Genomic DNA, 19,795 nt, shown 5'->3' on the forward strand with positions numbered 1-19,795 from the left:
TCGGCGGTGGTGCGGTCGATGCCGAAGCGGTGGGCCAGCACCTCGGCCGTCTGGCCCATGTTGAGCGAGGTGATCGGGTCGGTCAGGCCCCGTTCGAGGCCGATGACGGGCGAGAAGAAGTCGGGGCGCACATCCGCCATCGCCTTCATCTTGTCGAGCGGACCCTTGGCGCGCGCCAACTCGCCGTACCATTCGGTCGCCTCGCGGCTGTAGACGAGGGGCGCGTGGCTGAGCGCCTCGGTGCCGCCGGCGAGGATCATCTCGTGGCTGCCCTCGCGGATGTAGCGGTAGGCGGTGTCGATGCTCTGCATGCCCGAGCCGCAGTTGATCTGGACCGTGAAGGCGACCTGCTTTTCGCCCATGCCGAGGCGAAGGGCGGCGACGCGGGCGGGGTTCATCTCGTCCTGAACGACGTTGACGCAGCCGAGGATCACGAGATCGAAGGCTGTCGCTTCGAACGGCTGGCGCATGAGCAGCGGGCGGCCGCATTGCACCGCCAGATCGACGGGGGTGAAGGGGCCGGGGCGGCCACGGGCGCGCAGGAAGGGCGTGCGGGCGCCATCGACGAGGTAGACGGGTCGGCTCATTCAGCGGCCTCCTTGTTGCCGCCCCAATCGCCGGGGCGGCGCATGTCGGGGAACAGGCGGGCGAGTTCTTCGGGGGTGTAGTCGTCGACGGCGACGACGCGTTGTACGGCCTCTTCGACCTCTTGCAGCCGGGCGAACTCGGCGTCGGAGAGGACGCCGGCCTCGCGCGCCTCTTGCGGCGTCTTACGGATGTCACGCAGGCGCTTGGCCAGCGGTTCGGTGTCGGTCACGAGGCGGTAGGCCCGGTCGAGCAGGCCCCGCCCGCTTTCGGGGGCGGGGTCATGCAGGTCGCGGACCAGCCTGTTGCGGGTTTCGGACGGGTGGTAGATCAGCATGGCGCATTCCTCCGTCACCTTGTCGGAGGGGCCGCGCGGGTGGGCGCGGGGCAGCAGGATCGGGCGCAGCAGCCAGCCGACCCAACGTGCGGGCATGTTGGCGATGGTCTCGTCAAGCGCCTGGCCGATGCGGTTGAACCCGGTCTCGGCGGCGTGGTGGACGAGCGGCAGGTCGGCCTCGTTGCGGCCTTCGTCTTCCCAGCGCTTGAGGGTGGCGGCGAGGAGATACATCTCGGACAGGGCATCGCCGAGGCGGGCCGAGATCATCTCTTTCCGCTTCAGTGCTCCACCAAGGGTGAGGAAGGCCATGTCGGCGGTGACGGCGAAGGCGGCGGACCAGCGCGACAGGCGGCGGTAGAGGGGCGCGATCTTGCCCGCGCCCTCGGGCGCGTCGCCAAGGCCCGTCCACGCGGACCAGCCGGCGCGGAACACGGTGCGCACGGAATGGCCGACATGGGCCCAGAAGTGCTTGTCGAACGCGTCGAGGGATTTCTTCTCGTCCGGTTCCTGCAGCGCTTCGATTTCGTCGAGCAGGTGGGGGTGCGCGCGGATGGCGCCCTGGCCGAAGATGATCAGGTTGCGGGTGACGATGTTGGCGCCCTCGACGGTGATTCCGATCGGGATCGCGCGGTAGGAGGGCAGCAGGTAGTTGAGCGGGCCGTCGATCACCGCCTTGCCGGAATGCACGTCCATCGCGTCGGTGATGGCGTCGCGCATGCGGGTGGTGGCGTGGTACTTCATGATCGCCGAGATGACGGCGAGCTTGTAGCCCTCGTCGAGCGTCGCCGTGGTCAGGCGGCGGCCGGCATCGACAGTATAGGCGCTAGCGGCGATGCGTGCCATCGGCTCTTGCACGCCACCGAACAGGCCGATGGGCAGGTTGAACTGCTTGCGGATGCGGGCATAGGCGCCGGTGGTGTGGGCGGCCATGGCGGTGGATGCGGCGGAAAGCGAGGGCAGGGAGATGCCGCGGCCTGCGGCCAGCGCACTCATCAGCATCATCCAGCCACGGCCGGCGTATTCCGGCCCGCCGATGATATGGTCGAGCGGCACGAAGACATCCTTGCCCGTGGTCGGACCGTTGAGGAACATGGTGCCCGAGGGCAGGTGGCGGCGGCCGGTCTCGACGCCTGGCAGGTCGGTGGGGACGAGGGCGCAGGTGATGCCGATATCCTCGGTCTCGCCCAGCAGGTGATCGGGGTCGCGCAGCTTGAAGGCGAGGCCCAGCACCGTGCAGACCGGCGAGAGGGTGATGTAGCGCTTGGCCCAGTTCATGCGGATGCCGAGCACTTCCTCGCCGTTCCACTGGCCCTTGCAGATGACGCCGTCATCGGTCATCGCCGAGGCGTCGGAGCCCGCGTCCTCGCTGGTCAGGCCGAAGGCGGGGAGTTCCTGCCCGCTGGCGAGGCGGGGCAGCCAGTCCTTCTTCTGGTCGTCGGTGCCGAATTGCAGGATCAGCTCGCCCGGACCCAACGAGTTGGGGACCATGACGGTGACGGCGGCGACGACGGAATGGCTGGCGATGTAGCGGACCACCTCGGAATGGGCGTAGGCGGAGAAGCCGAGGCCGCCGTGCTCTTTCGGGATGATCATGCCGAAGAAGCCCTTTGCGCGCAGGAAGTTCCAGGCTTCGGGCGATAGGTCGGCGGTGTAGTTGTCGATTTCCCAGCTATCCACCATTCCGCAGAATTCGCGGCAGGGGCCGTCGATGAAGGCCTGTTCCTCCTCAGTCAGGGCCGGCGCCTTCATGGAGCGCAGCATCGACCAGTCTGGCTTGCCCGAGAAGAGTTCGGCCTCGAAATGGACGTCGCCGGAATTGATGGCCTCGGCTTCGGTATCCGACAGGGTGGGCAAGGCGCCCTTGGCCCATTTGAAAATCGGCTTGGTGATGTAGTCTCGGCGAAATGACACTATGCGACCCTCCTGCTGATATGAAACGCGCGGGTCAGGGCCTGAGTTCCTTGCCGATCCGGCGCGTCGGCGGGTTTTCCGGTCCTGCGGCGAAAAGGCTGCGGTTTTTGGGCTGAAACCCCGGGCGCCGGAGCGCCTTCCCGCCTATTGGTCGAGCGCTTCCAGCCGTTGCCGCAACGCATCGACGATGGGCTCGTCGGAGTGTGACAGAATGCCCCGCTCCCGCATTCGATCCGCGGCGTTGAGGGCGAGGTGGAGGGTGTCCTCGGTATCGTCGCCGGCCTCGACCACGCCCTTGTAGGCGACCAGTTGATCGCGTTGCCAGCGGGCGTTTGCCGGGTTGGCCTCGACAAGGCGGCGGGCGATGGCGAGGCTTTCGGAATAGGCGGCCAAGGCGTCGTCGGTGGCGCCGGCCGCCAGGTGCGCCGCGCCGATCTTGCGGAGGGTGACAGCGGTGAAGCGCTGGGTGGCCAGATCGTCGGGGTCGGCGTCACGTGCGGCGCTCATCCGGGCGAGGCTCGACTGGTATTGCTTGAGGGCCGCGCCGGGGTCGCCGGCGGCGAGATGGGCGTCGCCGAGGTTCTCCTCGGTGATCGCCACCACGCGCCGCCACCGGGCGTTGCCGGGATCCTGTTCCAGCAAGACCGACATGACGGAGAGTTCGCGGCGGTATGCATCGACGGCCTCGTCATGGGCGGTCAGGCGCATGTAGGCATTGCCGATCAGTTCGTGGCTGATGCCCAGCACGAAGCGCCAGTCGCCGTTCTGCGGATCGGTTGCGACCAGTTTCTCGCGGAGCTTCAGGCTGTTGCGGTAGAGGTCGAGGGCGGCGTCAGTTTCGCCCTTGTCCATCAGGACGCCGGCGAGGTGATCCTGCGTGAAGGAGAGGAAGCGGTTCAGTTCCATGTCGGTCGGGCTGGCATCGCGCAGCGGGGTCATGCGGTCGAGGCTTTGCCGGTAATAGGCCATCGCCTCGTCGAGATCGCCCCGGTCATGGGCCAGCCGCCCGAGCCGTTCGTCGGCGACCGAGAGGTCGCGGAGCCAGCGGACATTGGTAGGGTCGGAGGAGGAGAGGCGAGAGACGATGGCGTGCTTGGCCTCGTAGGCGGCGGTGGCGGCAGGCATGTCACCCATGCGGGTCAGGATATCGCCGAGGCGCTCGTGGCTGATGCCGAGGATGTATTGCCAGTCGGCATTGGCCGGGTCGGTGGCGGCGAGGGCGGTTCGCAGGGCGAGGCTGTCTTCGAATTTCTGTCGGGCCTTGGGCAGATTGTTCTGAAGGGCGTAGACATCGCCCAGCCGGTCGAGCGTGATCGAGGTGAAACGTTTAAGTTCGTGATCTTCTGGGTGGGCGTCGCGGATCGGGATCATGCGGTCGAGGCTGGCCTGGTAATGCGCCCGGGCGCCGTCGAGGTCGCCGCGTTCGAGAAGGATGTCGCCCAGCCGCTCGTCGCTGATCGAGAGGTCCCGCTGCCAGCGGTAGCCCTCTGGCTGCGCCGCCACCATGCGCGTCCCGAGGCGGTGCTTGTCGAGGAAATGGGTCTCGGCGGCGGCGAGATCGCCCTGCCGCTGGTGGATGCGGCCGAGGCGCTCGTAGCTGTTGCTGAGGGCGAATTTGATCTCCTCGTCGTCCGGGTTGTCGCTGGCCAGCGCCTCGCGGACGGCGTGGCCGGCGCGGTAGTGGTCAAAGGCGTCGGCGATGCGGCCCTGTTCGAGCAGCACGTCGCCGAGATTGTCGCGGGAGAGGGCGAGGGTGAGGTGGAGGTCGGTGTTGTCGGGGTGGCGGGCGCTGGCGCTCTGCGACAGGGCAAGCTGCTGTTCGTAGGCCCTGGCGGCATCGGGCAGGTTGCCGATGGTGATGTTTATGCGCCCGAGGGCGCCGAGCGCGGCAAGCTGTTGCTGGCGGGCGTCGGGCGGGATCAGGTCGTCGTCAATCTCGCCGAAGAGGGCGAGGGCCTTTTCGTAGTCGGCCATTGCCAGTTGGTAGCGGAGTTCGGCTTGTGCAGCACCGCCGTTGAGGTAATGGGTCGCGGCCTCGGAGAGGGTGCGCTTGAGGAGGTTGGCCTTGAGGGTCTCGCGCGAGCTGGCGTCGATCTCGGCCGCCTCGGTCAGCTTGGCGCGGGCGGTTTCGAAGGCGCCGAGGGCGAGCTGCTCTTCGGCCTGCGCGCGCAGGTCGGTGACCCGGTCGTCGCCCGCGCGCAGGCGGCGCAGTTCGTCGCGGACCTGTGCGAAGGCGCTGGCGGCCTCGGTCAGCTTGTCGCTGCGTTGCTGGCGGTCGAGGGTGGCGAGGTCGGAGCCGATGAGGGCGCCGTAAAGGGGGGCAAGCGGCACGTCGGCGTCGAGGGCGACACGCTCGACATCCTGCCGGACGGTGTCGTCGATCTCGGCCATGGCGAGCAGCAGGCGCTCGCGTTCCGGCAGCTCGCCGGGCGTGGCGCTGACGAAGTAGAGGCCGGGCAGGCCGCTTTCGACGTAAGGAAGCTGGGTGCCGCGGGTGCGGTCGTAGACGTCCTGCTGCACTAGGGTGAGGGCGGTGCGCAGTTCCAGCCCACCGGTGCCGAGGTGTCGGACAAGGGCGGCGGCGAAGGGGGAATTGTCGCCCTCACCGTCGAGCGCGCCCTGGCCGGGGGCGGCGGCGAAGGCGTAGACCAGCCGGTCGGCCCGCCCGATGCGGCCGAGGCCGGGGCTGATCGCGGCTTCGAGGCTGAAGGCGCCGCGGGTGGCGTCGGCGAGCGGCACGCCGAAGGCATCGGTGCGGCAGGCGTCGATCAGCAGCAGCCCGGCGCGGGCCTCGGACACGGCGGCGACCACGTCGGAGAGCGGCAGGGCGGTGGCCTTGAGTTCCTCGACGTCGCCGGCGGCGGCGTCGCGGGGGAAGAGCAGGTTCTCGCCGGCGACTTCCATGCCGTGCCCGGCGAAGTAGACGACCGCGAGGTCGGCGTCGCGCGCATCCTCGGCGAATTGCTCGAGCGCCCGGCTCAGGCGGTCGAGATTGCGGTCGGTGACCATGTCGACCTGGAAGCCGAGATCGTAGAGCGTCTCGTCCATCGAACGGGCATCGTTGCGGGGGTTCTTGAGCGGGCGCAGCGCCTCGTATTCGCCGACGCCGATGACCAGAGCGACGCGGGTCTCGGCAAGGGATGCCGAGCTCCAGATCACCAGTACGATGGCGGCCACCAATACGCGCACGCAGGTCTCCCGGTCCCAAGGTTCGCGTCCGAGTATCCGCTGATTGCGGCGTTGCCGCAAGACAGGGGGCGGAGCGATGAAGCGAATGTGACTTCCGGTTCATCCCCGGATCGCCGCGACCGGGCGGGAGCTAGACCTTCAGGCGCGGCGCGCCGATGGCGGCCAGGAAGGCCAGTGCGGCGCGGCTGGGATGACGCTGAGCGTGGCACAGGGCGAGGAAGGCCCTGTCCTGCATGTCGAAATTGGCCATTCGCAACGCGCCGCTGTCGAGATGGGGGCCTGCCGCGAGGAGGGAGGTGACCGTTGCCAGCCCGCCGGACGAAACCGCGGCAAGACAGGCCTCGTTCGATGGCATGACAAGCGCGTTGCGGACGGCGGACAGGTTCGCCCCGCGGCGGGTCAGTTCATCTTCGAAGGCGGCGCGGGTGCCCGACCCCTGTTCGCGCATGACCCAGGGCCCCGCTTCGATATCCCCGAGCGACACCGGGCGCCCGTCGGCCCAGGGGTGGGTCGGCGCCACGATGACGGCCAGGCGGTCGCTGGCGACCTCGGTGATTTCGAGCGCATCGTGGCGCACGCGGCCTTCGACGATGCCGACATCCGCGCGCCCCGAGACAACCCGCTCGGTGGCCCGTTCCGTGTTGGTCGTCAGCAAGGACGGCCTGACATCCGGATAGGTCTTCTGGAACCCAGCGATCAGCGGCGGGAGCCAATAGCTTGCCACCGTCTGGCTGGCGGCTATGCGTAGCGGGCCGGCGGGGGTGCCCGAGAAGCCGGAGAGTACCGCCGCCGCGCGATCGGCGGCCTCGACCACCTCCCGTGCGATGGCCACGAAGCGGCGCCCGTCGGGTGTCAGTTCGATGTCTCGCCCGATCCGGTTGAACAGCCGGACATCGTGGCGTTTCTCGAGCGTGGAAATGGCGGCGCTGACGGCGGCCTGAGACCGGTTGAGAATGCCGGCGGCATTGGTGATGTGCTGCAGGTCGGCGACGACGAGGAATATGCGGAGCTGGTCGAGGGTCATGCCTTATTGATCGTAATTTCCGATCGAAATGACAAGAAATATTCGTTTTTAGTTTTCTTTCCGATGGCTATGTCTGGGCCAAGGAAAAAAACGGTGACCCCCATGACAGACACAGCAGAAACAGGCGCATTGCCTGAACCCATCGGCTTGCGCGCCGTGCAGGCCGCGGCCAGAAGGTGGCCCGGCCTGGTGCTGTGCGCCGCGGTCGCCTTGCTCGCTGTCGCCCTGGTCCGGCAATTGGGTCTGCCGGTGGTGAGCCCGATGGTTGCGGCGGTCGCGCTGGGCATGGTGATCGGCAACATCAGGCGCCCGTCCGCGCTTTTCCGGCCGGGCATCACACTGGCCATGAAGGTGCTTCTGAAGGTCGGCATCGTGCTGATCGCGTTCCAGATCACCTTGGCCGAGATCATTGCCATGGGCGGCGCGGCCATCCTCGTCACGACCGGCACGATGTTCCTGACCTTCGGTACTATCCTGTGCATGGGGGCGGTCCTGCGGGTGTCGCGTCCGCTGACAGAGTTGATCGCGGCCGGCACCTCGGTCTGTGGGGCGTCGGCGATCATGGCCGCGTCGCCGACCGCGCGGGCCGGTGACGAGGAGGTCGCCTATGCGCTGGCAGTGGTGACCCTGTTCGGCACGGTGTCGACGCTGATCTACCCGTTTGCCGCCGCGTGGATCGGCATGGCGCCGGGCACGTTCGGCCTTTGGGCGGGGGCGACGATTCACGAGGTCGGACAGGTGACGGCAGCCGCCTTCCAGCTCGGGAGCGAGGCGGGGGAGGCCGGGACGGTTTCCAAGCTGCTGCGCGTTTCGCTTCTCGTCGCGGTCATCCTGGTGCTGGCCATGCGGCGCCGGGCCGAATCCGCGGGGCGGAAAGAGGCGGATGCCCCGCGCGTTCCGTTCCCGGCCTACGTGATCCTGTTCGGGGTTCTGGTCGTCGTGAACAGCTTTGTCACCGTCCCCCCGGTCGGGCTGGAGGCGGCGCGCTGGGGCAGCATGGTCCTGATGACGGTCGCGCTGGCCGCGATGGGCCTGATGAGCGATTTCAGGGCGCTTGCGCGCCGGGGCGCGCGTCCGCTGCTGCTTGGGCTGTTCGGATGGGTCTTCGTCTCTCTGACCGGCCTGGGACTGGTGCTGTGGCTTGCCGGCTGAGCCGGGCTTGAGGCCCGGTCAGCCGGGCCTGCGCCCGACGGGGTAGGGCGCGAGGGCCGGCACTCAACCCGGTTCGTCGAAATAGGCATCTCTCTGCGTGATCAGCCTCGCGCTGTTGCGGCCTGTCGTATAGGACCACAGCCAATTCAGGGCGACGGCGATGCGGCTGCGCGTTCCGATGAGGAAGTAGATGTGAGCCACGCCCCATAGCCACCAGGCGACAACACCCTTGAGACGGATTCGCCCGAAATCCGCCACGGCCGCCCCCTTGCCGACCGTCGCCAGGTTGCCGAGGTGCCGGTAGCGGAAGACTGTCGGAGGCCGGCGGCGCGAAAACCGCGCGTTCAGGAGGCGGGCGACGAACTGGCCCTGCTGCTTCGCGGCCGGAGCGAGGCCGGGGACGGGTTGTCCATCGGCCTGGACGACCGAGGCCGCATCCCCGATGACGAATATCTCCGGGTGGCCGGGAACGCTCAGGTCCGGCTGGACCTCGACGCGGCCCGCGCGGTCAGATGGCACGCCAAGCCACGCGGCGGCCGGCGATGCCGTGACGCCGGCGGCCCAGAGCACCGTGCGGGCCGGGATCTCGGTGTCGCCGATCCGGACGCCGTGGCTGGCGATGCCGGTTACCGCCTGTCCGGTGGTGACGGTCACACCGAGCCGCTGCAAGGCTGATACCGCATATTCGGAAAGCGGGTCGGGGAAAAACGGCAGAACCTTGGGGCCGGCTTCCACCAGGTGAATGCTGGCCTGGCGGGTATCGATCCTGCGAAACTCCTTCGGCAGGATGCGATGGGCCAATTCGCCGATGATGCCGGCCAGTTCGACCCCGGTCGGCCCGGCGCCGACGATGACGAAGGTCAGAAGCGCCGCGCGCTCGGCGGGGTCGTCGGCGACTTCCGCCCGTTCGAAGGCCGACAGGATCCGCTTGCGGATGGTCGTTGCATCCTCGAGCGATTTGAGACCCGGCGCCGCGGCCTCCCACTCATCGTTGCCGAAATAGGAATGCCGGGCCCCGGTGCCGATGATCAGCGTGTCGTATGTGAGCGGCTCGGCGTTCGCGAGATGCACGGTCCGGGCGTCCTTGTCGACACCCACCACCCGCGCGAGAAGGGTGGTCACGTCGGGCCGGTGCTTGAACAGGCTCCGGATCGGCCAGGCGACATCGGAGGTCGGCAGGATGGTCGTCGCCACCTGATACAGAAGCGGCTGGAACAGGTGGTGATTGCGCTGATCGATGACCGTGATGCGCACGCCTTTGGCCCGAAGGTTCTTCACCGCCGCGAGCCCGGCGAACCCGGCGCCGATGACCACGACGTGATGGCCTTCTGATGTATCGGTGGCGGGTTTCATGATCTCGGCATCCGGTGTCCTGTCGTTTCGAGTGTCGTCCAGCCTTTGCGCGCCCGAGACCGTCCTTCGGATATGCGCACCGCTTCCCGGTCCGTCAATCCTTGGCCACCGGCGCCGGTGCTGGGCCGTTGCCGCCGGGCGGGCCGATGTTGTGTCGCCAGCAAACGGCGGCCAGTCTCAGAGAGGGCTTGATGCTTGGTATTGGTCCGGTGAGTTTCGTCACCCTGGCCCATGATAAACGGCAGGTCGCGCGTTCGCCCCGTTCACGCCGGCTTGGATGGGACCTGCAGCAAGGCGAACACCCAGTCCGCGATCGCAGTCGCGCAGGTTTCCGGTTGCTCCGGAAAGAGGGCGTGGGAGGCGCCCTCGATGACCACCGACGTGACCCGGGGCCCAAAGGTTTCCCCTAGCTCACCCCACCGGTCCTTCGGCTTGAAGGGGTCGTATTCGGCGATCAGTTCCAGCAGCGGCGCATAGCCGGCCGACCACCAGTTGCCGGGAGGGACCTCGGCGGCCAGTTGCATCCGATGCGTTTCCGGATACCAGCCCTCGAGCCATTCGCTGGCGTCGTTCCCTGGAGCAAAGAAGGCCGTTTCAAGCGCTGAAAGGCGGTCGCCTTTCGGACGGGACAGGTCGCATGCAATGTCGGGAGCTGTCCAAACCTCAGGGAATCTCAGGTGGGTGTCGCTGGCCGCGCTCGCCGCCAGCACGACGCCGCGCACCTTGTCCGGATGCCTGAGCGCGCACATCCGGGCAACGAAGTGACCAAAGGCGTGGCCGACGATAACCGCGGGGCCATCTGAAAGCCTCTGAATGACGAGGGCGATGTCGTCGGCCAGATCCTCTAGACCCACGCTCTCCATCGGCCCGCGAGAGGATCCTATGCCACGGGGTTGGGGGCGCAGGACCCGTAGGCCGCGCGTGACCAGATGCTGGACAGTTTCATCGTAATCGCCATATCCATCCCTGCCCATGGAGGGAAGAATCACCAGCGTGGGTCCTTCGCCTTCCATGATGGTCTCGATTTCCACAGTGTCGGATTTCGCAATCCCGATCTGCCTGCATGTTTCAACCATGTGGAGTTTCCTTTTCCTTGGGGCAAGCACTTTGCTTTGGACGGGCGCCGTATCGTGATGTGGCAGTGCAGCGGAAAGCACGCACGCCACCATGATCTCTTAAAGTTAATTTTGGCAACGAATTCAGTGTTGGGTTTAACTAATAGAGTGGTTTCTTTGAGTGCTCCGTCGTTTTTCCGAGACGGGCCATGTTTCCGCCTGGTCGGGCCGACCGGCCAACCTAGTTGACTGTAGCACTAAAACAAGTTGACAAAAATATCTAAAAGGAGGTACAGTGCAATCAAATTTGGGTGTCCGAAGTGTACCGGTGTCGAAGAAACCCGGATCGGATTGCAGGGAGAGCGTCTATGACCGCTGTTTCGAAGGTAATCACATTGGAGCAAGCTTCGGAGTTCAGGCGCTCCGCGACGCAATTCCCGGATCAATGGCCTGTGCGACTGTCGGCAGTTGAGGGGGACGCCCATTCGGCGTACGCGATTGCCATCGCCGAGGGGCAAAGATGACGCAGAATTTTCCCGCGCATCAGTTTCGCCAGCAGAATTCCAGCTTTGAAGGTATAGACATGGCGGCCACTATCTCTGAGCCCATCGTTCAGTTTCGCAACATCGGCAAGACATACGACGGAAAGAGCAATGTTCTTGAAGGGCTGAATCTTGATGTGGCACGGGGCGAGTTCGTCACGCTCCTGGGGGCGTCGGGGTCTGGGAAGACCACTCTGTTGATGATCCTTGCGGGGTTCGAGGCGGCGACCGAAGGCGAGGTGCTGCTGAATGGACGGCCGCTCGCTCGCGTGCCAGCCTACAAGCGCAACATGGGTGTCGTGTTCCAGAACTACGCACTTTTCCCGCACATGTCGGTCAGCAAGAACGTGGCCTATCCGCTGGTCCGCCGGGGCGTGCCTCGGGCAGAGATCCGGACGCGCGTCGATGAGGCGCTGGACATGATCCACATGCGGGAATTTTCCGACCGGCTGCCAGCACAATTGTCCGGAGGACAACAGCAGCGGGTGGCCCTTGCGAGGGCCATCGTCTACCGCCCCGATGTCATCCTCATGGACGAGCCCCTGGGTGCGCTCGACAAGAACCTGCGCGAAACCATGCAAATGGAAATCAAGCGGCTGCATTCGCAGCTCGGTACGACCGTCGTCTATGTCACGCACGATCAATCTGAAGCCTTGACGATGTCCGACCGGATCGCGGTTTTCGAAAAGGGGCAGATCCTGCAGGTGGGATCTCCATCAGAGATCTATGAACGGCCGCGCTCCTCCTACGTGGCGAATTTCATCGGCGAGATCAACAATATCGGTGGCGAGGTCGTCGCCGTGGAAGGCGGGATCTGCAGATTGCGGACGCCGGACGGAACAGAGCTTTGCGGTGCGGACGTTCTCAGCGCTCGTGTCGGAGATCAAATGACATTGGCGGTGCGACCGGAGAACGTGTGCCTCAGGGCGGGTGGCGACGAGGGCCTGCGCGGTGAGGTTACCAACGTGATCTATCACGGCGATCACGTGCGTTACGAGGTGCGGACACGGTCGTCCGGGCATCTGCTCGTGCGGGGCAGCACCGACGAGTCCTTGCGGCTCGGTCATGGTGACCGGGTGTCCCTCACCTGGGACGAGAACAAGGCCAGGGTTCTGGATGGTGCGGCCAGCGGCCTTGCGGGTGCCCGCGAATGACCAGCAGCGTTCAGACCGCAACGACGACCGCGACCGTGGTCCGCCCCGATCTCGCGAAACAGCTTCGCAGGGGTGAGCGCTGGAGGCGCCTTCAGGCGCTTGCTCTGGTGGCGCCGCTGATGGGATTTCTGCTCGCTGTCTTCGTGTTGCCGATCGTCTATATTCTTTACCTTGCGGTGGCCAGTCCAGAGATGCGGGACGTTCTGCCGCTTACCAGCGAGCGTCTGAGCGCATGGGACGGTCAGGGATTGCCCGACGAAGAGACCTACGAACTTCTGGCGCGCGAAATGGCCGCCGCTTACGAGGCAAGAACGATCGCAGGGCTCGGAACCCGTCTCAACTACGAACGGGCCGGATTTCGCAGCACGATCATGAAAACGGCACGGCGCGCCGAGGACATGGCCGCGCCGTTCAAGGATGCGATGATCGCGCGCAACGAAGCCTGGGCCGACCCCCAGAGCTGGCAGATCATGAAGCGCGCTGCCCGTCCCGTGACCCCGCTTTACGTCATGCAGGTTCTGGACCTGCAATTTGACGAGGAGGGCGGCATCGAGCGGGTTCCGGCAGAGCGCTCCGTTTATCTCGACTTTCTTGCCAGGACCTTCTGGATCAGCGGCTCGGTCACATTGATCTGCGTTTTGATCGCGTTTCCGTTGGCGTTCTACGCCGCGAATGCTGCGTCGTCGTTGCGGTTTGTCGTTCTGGGCGCCGTACTGCTTCCATTCTGGATCTCGGTGCTGGTGCGCACGGCCGCCTGGATGATCGTTCTTCAGAAGGAAGGGCTGATCAACGGTTTCCTGCTGTCGACGGGGGTCATATCCCAGCCGCTAGAGCTGCTCTTCAACCGGTTCAGCGTGTATATCGCGATGATCCACGTGCTGTTGCCGTTCGTGGTGATGCCGCTCTACAGCACGATGCGTGCAATCTCTCCGGTGCAATTGCGGGCCGCGGGTTCACTGGGGGCCTCTCCCTTCGCGGGGTTCTGGACGGTTTACTTTCCCCAGACCCTTCCGGGTTTGAGCGCCGGGGCGCTGCTGGTCTTCATCCTGGCGCTGGGATACTACATCACGCCCGCGCTCGTTGGTGGCCCCGGGGACCAGATGCTCAGCTATCTGGTGACGCAGTTCGCCCTCGAGCTGGGGAACTGGGGCATGGCAGCGGCCGCCGCAGCCCTGCTGCTGATCTGCACATTCATTAGCTACATCGCATTCCGGCATCTGCTCGGGGCGCGGGGCTTCATGGCCTGACAAGGGAGAGCGGTGATGTCGGATACTGCAGTCGAGAAAATCGCGCATTACGGGCTGAGGGTTTTCGTGCTCCTGGGGTGCTTGTTTCTGATCGTTCCGCTCATCGCGATCATTCCGGTGTCCTTCAGTTCCGGTAGTTTCCTCAGCTATCCGCTGCCAGGGTTCTCGCTGCAATGGTATGAGAAGGTTCTTCAGCCAGACCCCTGGATATATGCCCTGAAGAACAGTGCCATCATCGCGGTATGCTCGACCATATTCGCGACCGCGCTGGGAACGCTTGCCGCCTATGGTCTGACCGTCTCGGATTTCAAAGGCCGCGGATTTGTCCTTGCGATTGTCATTTCGCCGCTGGTCGTTCCGATCGTCGTGGTCGCCCTGGGGGTCTACTTCGCCTTCGCCCAGATGGGGTTGGTCGGGACCTATTTCGGAATCATTCTTGCTCATACAGCGCTGGGTGTACCGTTTGTGGTCATTACCGTGCTCGCGTCCTTGCGCAGCTTCGACCGGCAGCTCGTGCGCGCCTCCGCCAGTCTTGGCTCAAGACCGCTTACCACATTCAGGGAGGTGACGTTTCCGCTGATCGCTCCCGGCATGATGTCGGGCGCTCTCTTCGCCTTCATCACGTCTTTCGACGAGGCGATCGTGGTCATCTTCCTTGCGGGGCCGCAGCAGACGACATTGCCGCGTCAGTTGTTTGCCGGTCTCCGCGACCAGCTCGACCCGTCCATCATTGCGGTATCGACCTTGCTCATTCTGTTCACTCTTTCCTTGCTGTGCGCGCTCGAATTTCTCCGCCGCCGGTCCGCACGTCTGATGCGGCCCGTGGAAGGGTGAACCGGCCTTTCGGCCAGACCAGACACATGAAGAAACCGGGGCCAACCGGTCTAAGATCAACCAACGCTACCCAAATGGGAGGATGTAATGACTAAGAACACAATGACCGCCTTGCTGACTGCCGCGATCTGTGCAGTTGGCGTCGGCACCGCGGAAGCGCGCGACATGACCGTCACGACGTGGGGCGGCGCGACCGAAGATGAGAAGAAACGGATCTTCTTCAATCCGTTCTCCGAAGAGACCGGGATTCCCCACCAGACGGACGTTTACGCCGGTGGCTGGGCGCCCTTCAAGGCGATGCAGGATACCGGCATTGTGCCATGGGACGTGGTTCACGTCGAAACCGCGGAAATGGATCGGGGCTGTGAAGAAGGTGTCTTTGCCCAGATCGATTGGGACAAGATCGGCGGGAAGGATCAGTTCATTCCGGCGGCCGTGGCCGAATGCGGCGTGGGAACCATCATCTGGTCCATGGTCATCGCATACGACGGTTCGGACATGAGTGAGAAACCGACCGAGGCCAACGATTTCTGGGATCTGGAAACCTGGCCCGGAAAACGTGGCATGCGCCAAGGTCCCAAAGTGAACCTCGAGTTTGCCCTGATGGCCGACGGGGTCGAACCGGAAGACGTCTATGACGTTCTGTCGACCCCGGAAGGCGTGGATCGGGCCTTCGCGAAGCTGGACGAGATCAAGCCCGAGGTCCTCTGGTGGAAGACCGGCGCGCAGGCGCCCGAGTGGCTGGTCTCGGGCGACGTGGAGATGACCATGGCTTACAACGGCCGGGTTGCCGTCGCGATGGAGGAAGGTCGCGGCCTCGAGATCCTTTGGGACAACACTCAATATGCGGTGGACTACTGGATCATCCCCGAGGGTTCGCCCTACGTCGACGAAGCCCACCAGTTCATCAAGTTCATTTCTGACCCGAAGCGCCAGGCAGAGTACTCGAACACCTTCGCCTACGGACCGACGCTCAAGGCCGCTGACCAGTACATCGACGACTCGCAGCGTGCGGTGCTTCCCTCGGGGGCCAACATCGAGACCGGGCTGCATATCGGGGGCGACGAGGCTCGCGTGTTCTGGGCCGACAATCTCCAGACCCTTACGGAACGCTGGAATGCCTGGGTCCTCCAGTAAGGCATAGCCGACAAATTCCGGGCGGGCCAACTTGCTATGGCCCGCCTGGGCAGGACCGATCCCGGCGCCAACGACGGCCGGGAAATGAACCAGGCGGTTTTCCCCCGGGATTGCATGCTGGTTTCATCATGCCCGATCGCGCGCTCCATGCCATTGGCCCTTGTCTGCCAACGTGACCCTCGGGGCAGAATGCATCGGTCGGCATATCGAAACACGTGATCCGTACCTTTGGAAGGAGCCTTGGCGATGGCGTGCGACAGCAATCTTGGCGAGGACCTGCTTGCGGCAGAGGTTCCGTGCCTGTCTTCCAACGAGGTGAGGGCGCTGCTTCGCGAGGTCTATGGCGTCGAGGGTACATTGCGCCCCCTCTCTGGAGAGCGCGACCAGAACCTCCGGGTGCAGACGGCGGGTGGAGCGGACTACGTGCTGAAGATAGCAAACAGCGCCGAAGACCACGCGGACCACGAATGCCAGATGGCTGTGCTTGAACACGCCTTGCAGAAGGATCCGACCCTTCCACTGCCTCGCCCGGTTCGTGCCAGATCCGGGAAGGGAGTGGTGGAATACCCGGCCGGCGGAACGACAATCCTTGTGCGGATGCTGACTTACCTTCCCGGCCGTCCGGTGCACGGGGTACCTGCCTCGCCTGCGTTCCGCCGTCAGCTCGGCCGGCTTGCGGGACGTCTGCTGACCGCGCTGGCAGGATTTGATGGCCAGCCGAACGGCGAGGGGCTCATCTGGGACCTCCGGAATGCCGGGTCTCTCGAGGGAAAGCTCGTTTTCATAACAGATGCGCAACGGCGCGCGCTCGCTGGGCAGGCGTTGCGCTGGTTCAGGCGATCGGTGGCGACTCGGTCGGAACAGCTGCCCGTGCAACTGATCCACAATGATATCAATCACAACAATATCCTGTGTGGCGAATCCGGCGAAGACATCGCCGGCATCATCGACTTCGGCGACATGGTGCGAAGCTGGCGGGTCAACGAGACCGCGATCGTGATTGCCCATCAGCTTTATGGACAGCCTGACCCAATTGGCGTTGCCTGCGAGATTCTGCAGGGGCAGGCCGACCACATGGGGCTGACTGCCGATGAAGTGGCGGCCCTTCCCGCACTGGTCGCCATGCGGCTGGCGACACGGGAGATCGTCGCGGCATGGCGGCAGCATCAAGAGAACCGCGTCAGATATTCGACTGAGGTCTCGGAACTTGGATGGAAAGCCTTGGAGGACTGGATGGCACTGGAAGACACCACGAGAGACTTCAAGCTGCGCGACGCTCAAGAGGGGGGCAAAAGTTTCGACCGTCTGATGGCGCGTCGCGACCGGGCGCTCGGGCCGGCGTACAAGAGTTTCTACCGCACGACCTTTCAGCCGGTGCGGGGGGAGGGGGTCTGGGTTTTCGATGCAGCAGGCAAGCGATATCTCGATGCCTACAACAATGTTCCACATGTGGGCCATTGCCATCCGCATGTCGTCGAGCAGGCCACACAGCAGCTTGCCACATTCAATTCAAACACCCGGTATCCGTCGGAGCTGATCGTGACCTATGCCGAGCGCCTGAAGGAGACGCTGCCGGCGGCACTCGACACGATCATGTTCATGTGCACGGGAACCGAGGCGAATGAGCTGGCGTGGCGCATCGCGAAGGCCAATTCCGGCGGGTCCGGTGCGGTGATCACCAGGTCGGCCTTCCACGGGAATTCGACGATCATTGGAGCGCTCGATTCCAGTACCATTCCGGCCGACCGCCTGGAACCATGGATCGCGACTGTTCCGGCGCCGGAATTTCCGGTCCATGACGTGACCCGGCCGGCCCCCGAGGCCGATGAATACATCGCAGAATACAGATCTGCCCTTGCACGGTTGGAAAGCCACGGGCATCGACCCGCAGCGGTCTATCACTGCCCGGTGTTTGCAAGCGATGGTCTGTTCTCTGCGCCAAAAGGTTTCATGGAGCCTGCAATCGACGTGCTTCGGTCTGCCGGCGCGTTGATCGTGGCGGATGAGGTCCAATCGGCACTCGCCAGGACCGGTACGGATTTCTGGGGCTTCCAGCATGCGGGTTTCACGCCGGACATCGTGACGATGGCGAAACCTTTGGGCAACGGCTTGCCCCTGGCCGCATTGGCCACGCGGCGCGAGCTGGTTGAAGGCTTCCTGACAGCCGAGCGCTATTTCAACACCTTTGGCGGTAACCAGGTGGTCGCTGCGGCCGGCATCGCGGTCCTGGACGTGATCGAGCACGAGAACCTTCAGGAAAATGCTCTGGAGACCGGCGCCCACTTGCGCGCGGAACTGGCCGGGTTGATGTCCCGCCATCCCGCCATCCGTGACGTGCGCGGTACGGGACTGTTCACAGGTGTCGAAATCGTCAGCCGTGACGGCACTCCGGGGCCAGACCCGCTAAAGGCGCGGAACCTGATCAATGCGCTGATGCACAAGGGCTTTCTCGTAGGCTTGACCGGGCCAGGCGGGAACCTCCTGAAAATCCGCCCGCCGATGGTCTTTGGGCGCTGCCATGCAGACCTGCTTGTGACGGCCATTGATGAGGTGTTGGCCGAAGCCGGCTGACACGGACGGCGCAGCGTCTTTCGGCTCCGCTTCTCGTCGTTTGGTGCCTCGGAACCGGTCCAGGGTCCTGGGCCTAACTTTTCTTGGGTTTTCTGCCGGGTACTGCAACATGCCGTCCCCGATTGTCCAGCCGATCCAGAGAGTTTTGCCAGAGTTGAAATGGCATTCAACGAAACACATTCCTAAACTCTTCAATTAAATACATCGTTGACAAATGCATATATATAGTTGTACTGATACCTCAAATTAAAAGGGAGGTCAGACGTGGTAAAGCCAGCTCAAATGTTCATTGCGGGCGAGTGGTGCGATGGGCAAAACGGATCGGCAGATGTATTGGATCCGGCGACGGGCGAGGCCGTCGGCGCGGTTGCCGTTTCGGGATCCGCCGATCTGGATCGCGCGCTGGATGCCGCTGAGACGGCTTTCAAATCTTGGTCGCAGACCTCGGCTTACGAGCGGTCGGCCCTGCTGCGCAAGGCGGCGGCTCTTCTGCGTGACCGCGCCGAAGACATTGGCCGGTTGATGGTGCGCGAACAGGGCAAGCCCTTCGCGGAAGCCAAGGGAGAGGTCATCGGGTCGGCCGATCATATCGACTGGGCGGCCGAAGAGGGGCGGCGCATGTATGGCCGGGTCATCCCGGCGCGCGCGTCCAATGTTCAGCAGATCGCCTACAAGGTGCCGCTGGGTGTCGTGGCCGGGTTCTCCCCTTGGAATTTCCCCGTCAGCCAGGCGGTGCGCAAGATCGCGGGCGCGCTCGGCGCAGGCTGCACGATCATCATCAAGTGCCCCGAGGAGACGCCCTATAGCTGCGCGGAGCTGGTTCGCTGCTTCGAGGATGCGGGCGTGCCGAAGGGCGTGGTCAACCTCGTCTACGGCGTGCCGAACGAGGTGTCCGAGCATCTCATTCCGGCGGACCCGGTCCGCATGGTCACCTTTACCGGCTCGATCCCGGTCGGCAAGACGCTGGGTGAGATCGCCGCGCGCCACGTCAAGCGCTGCACGCTGGAGCTTGGCGGCCATTCGCCCTTCGTCGTGGCCGAGGATGCCAATGTGGAGGCCGCGGTGAGGCTGGCGGCGACGCTGAAGTATCGCAATGCAGGGCAGGTCTGCGCCGCGCCGTCGCGATTCTATATCCACGACGCGCATTACGAGCGGTTCGTGGACGGGTTCGTCGCCGCGTCGAAGGAGCTGAAGGTCGGGGCCGGGTTCGACGACGGGGTTCAGATGGGCCCGCTTGCCAATGCCCGCCGGCTCGACGCGATGGAGGGGTTCGTGGCGGACGCCGTCGATCGCGGTGCAAAGCTGGTGACCGGCGGTCGCCGGCTGGGCAACAAGGGCAACTTCTTCGAGCCGACCGTTCTGACCGAGGTTCCGGAAGACGCGCAGGTGATGGTGGATGAGCCGTTCGGCCCGATCGCGCCGATCCTTCCGTTTTCCTCGCTCGAGACGGCGATCGAGAAGGCCAATGCGCTGCCCTATGGGCTGGCGGCGTTCGCGTTCGGCTCCTCGCAGAGCACAGTGGATCAACTGAGCCGGGGTCTTGAGGCGGGGATGGTGTCGATCAATCATTTCGGCATCGCCAGCCCCGAGACGCCTTTCGGGGGCATGAAGGAAAGCGGCTACGGCAGCGAAGGCGGCGTCGAGGGCATGGAGGCCTTCGTGACAACCAAGTTCGTCAGCGCCGCGGCCTGAAGGTGACGTCGG

Annotated in this window: 13 protein-coding genes; 7 read left to right on the plus strand and 6 right to left on the minus strand. The window is 64.7% G+C overall.

The annotated features are described in order from the left end of the window. The 4 genes from RLN94_RS04090 to RLN94_RS04105 all read right to left on the minus strand — a co-directional run. The coding region (locus RLN94_RS04090) for a thiolase family protein (protein WP_350168578.1) at nt 1-587 on the minus strand (587 nt) is incomplete at its 3' end. Further along, nucleotides 584-2,833, minus strand: coding sequence for an acyl-CoA dehydrogenase (locus tag RLN94_RS04095; RefSeq protein ID WP_350123863.1), 2,250 nt, complete (start codon nt 2,831-2,833; stop codon nt 584-586). The genes RLN94_RS04090 and RLN94_RS04095, both read right to left, overlap by 4 nt. A gap of 144 nt (nt 2,834-2,977) precedes the next feature. Then, a complete protein-coding gene (locus RLN94_RS04100; RefSeq protein WP_350123866.1) occupies nt 2,978-6,022 on the minus strand; it encodes a tetratricopeptide repeat protein in 3,045 nt (1,014 codons plus the stop codon). A gap of 130 nt (nt 6,023-6,152) precedes the next feature. Next, on the minus strand, nt 6,153-7,046 hold the full coding sequence (locus tag RLN94_RS04105; protein WP_350123869.1) for a LysR family transcriptional regulator: 894 nt from the start codon (nt 7,044-7,046) through the stop codon (nt 6,153-6,155). A 102-nt stretch (nt 7,047-7,148) separates the two neighbouring features. Here RLN94_RS04105 and RLN94_RS04110 point away from each other — a divergent pair, with 102 nt between their 5' ends. Further along, the gene (locus RLN94_RS04110) at nt 7,149-8,198 is read left to right on the plus strand and encodes a YeiH family protein (RefSeq protein ID WP_350123872.1); all 1,050 of its coding nucleotides are present in this window, start codon (nt 7,149-7,151) and stop codon (nt 8,196-8,198) included. 63 nt (nt 8,199-8,261) lie between these two features. Here RLN94_RS04110 and RLN94_RS04115 read toward each other — a convergent pair whose 3' ends face one another. Together RLN94_RS04115 and RLN94_RS04120 are read right to left on the minus strand one after the other, a co-directional pair. Further along, complete coding sequence (locus RLN94_RS04115) at nt 8,262-9,551, minus strand: NAD(P)/FAD-dependent oxidoreductase (protein ID WP_350123875.1); 1,290 nt, start codon at nt 9,549-9,551, stop codon at nt 8,262-8,264. Between the two features lie 263 nt (nt 9,552-9,814). Beyond that, nucleotides 9,815-10,627 (minus strand): alpha/beta fold hydrolase, encoded by an 813-nt coding sequence (locus RLN94_RS04120; RefSeq protein ID WP_350123878.1) that lies wholly within the window; start codon nt 10,625-10,627, stop codon nt 9,815-9,817. A gap of 499 nt (nt 10,628-11,126) precedes the next feature. Between RLN94_RS04120 and RLN94_RS04125 the strand changes: the two genes are divergently transcribed. The 6 genes from RLN94_RS04125 to RLN94_RS04150 all read left to right on the plus strand — a co-directional run bounded on the left by RLN94_RS04125 (nt 11,127) and on the right by RLN94_RS04150 (nt 19,783). Further along, the gene (locus RLN94_RS04125; protein WP_350123881.1) at nt 11,127-12,302 is read left to right on the plus strand and encodes an ABC transporter ATP-binding protein; all 1,176 of its coding nucleotides are present in this window, start codon (nt 11,127-11,129) and stop codon (nt 12,300-12,302) included. Further along, nucleotides 12,299-13,549, plus strand: coding sequence for an ABC transporter permease (locus RLN94_RS04130; protein WP_350123884.1), 1,251 nt, complete (start codon nt 12,299-12,301; stop codon nt 13,547-13,549). The genes RLN94_RS04125 and RLN94_RS04130 overlap by 4 nt, the downstream gene beginning before the upstream one ends. Before the next feature lie 15 nt (nt 13,550-13,564). After that, the gene (locus tag RLN94_RS04135) at nt 13,565-14,383 is read left to right on the plus strand and encodes an ABC transporter permease (RefSeq protein WP_350123887.1); all 819 of its coding nucleotides are present in this window, start codon (nt 13,565-13,567) and stop codon (nt 14,381-14,383) included. A gap of 87 nt (nt 14,384-14,470) precedes the next feature. Beyond that, a complete protein-coding gene (locus tag RLN94_RS04140) occupies nt 14,471-15,520 on the plus strand; it encodes an ABC transporter substrate-binding protein (protein ID WP_350123890.1) in 1,050 nt (349 codons plus the stop codon). Between the two features lie 246 nt (nt 15,521-15,766). Then, complete coding sequence (locus RLN94_RS04145) at nt 15,767-18,091, plus strand: aminotransferase class III-fold pyridoxal phosphate-dependent enzyme (RefSeq protein ID WP_350123893.1); 2,325 nt, start codon at nt 15,767-15,769, stop codon at nt 18,089-18,091. Between the two features lie 282 nt (nt 18,092-18,373). Then, complete coding sequence (locus RLN94_RS04150) at nt 18,374-19,783, plus strand: NAD-dependent succinate-semialdehyde dehydrogenase (RefSeq protein ID WP_350123896.1); 1,410 nt, start codon at nt 18,374-18,376, stop codon at nt 19,781-19,783. Nucleotides 19,784-19,795: the final 12 nt, after the last annotated feature.

Source organism: Roseovarius sp., from assembly GCF_040223625.1.
Taxonomy (GTDB): Bacteria; Pseudomonadota; Alphaproteobacteria; order Rhodobacterales; family Rhodobacteraceae; genus Roseovarius.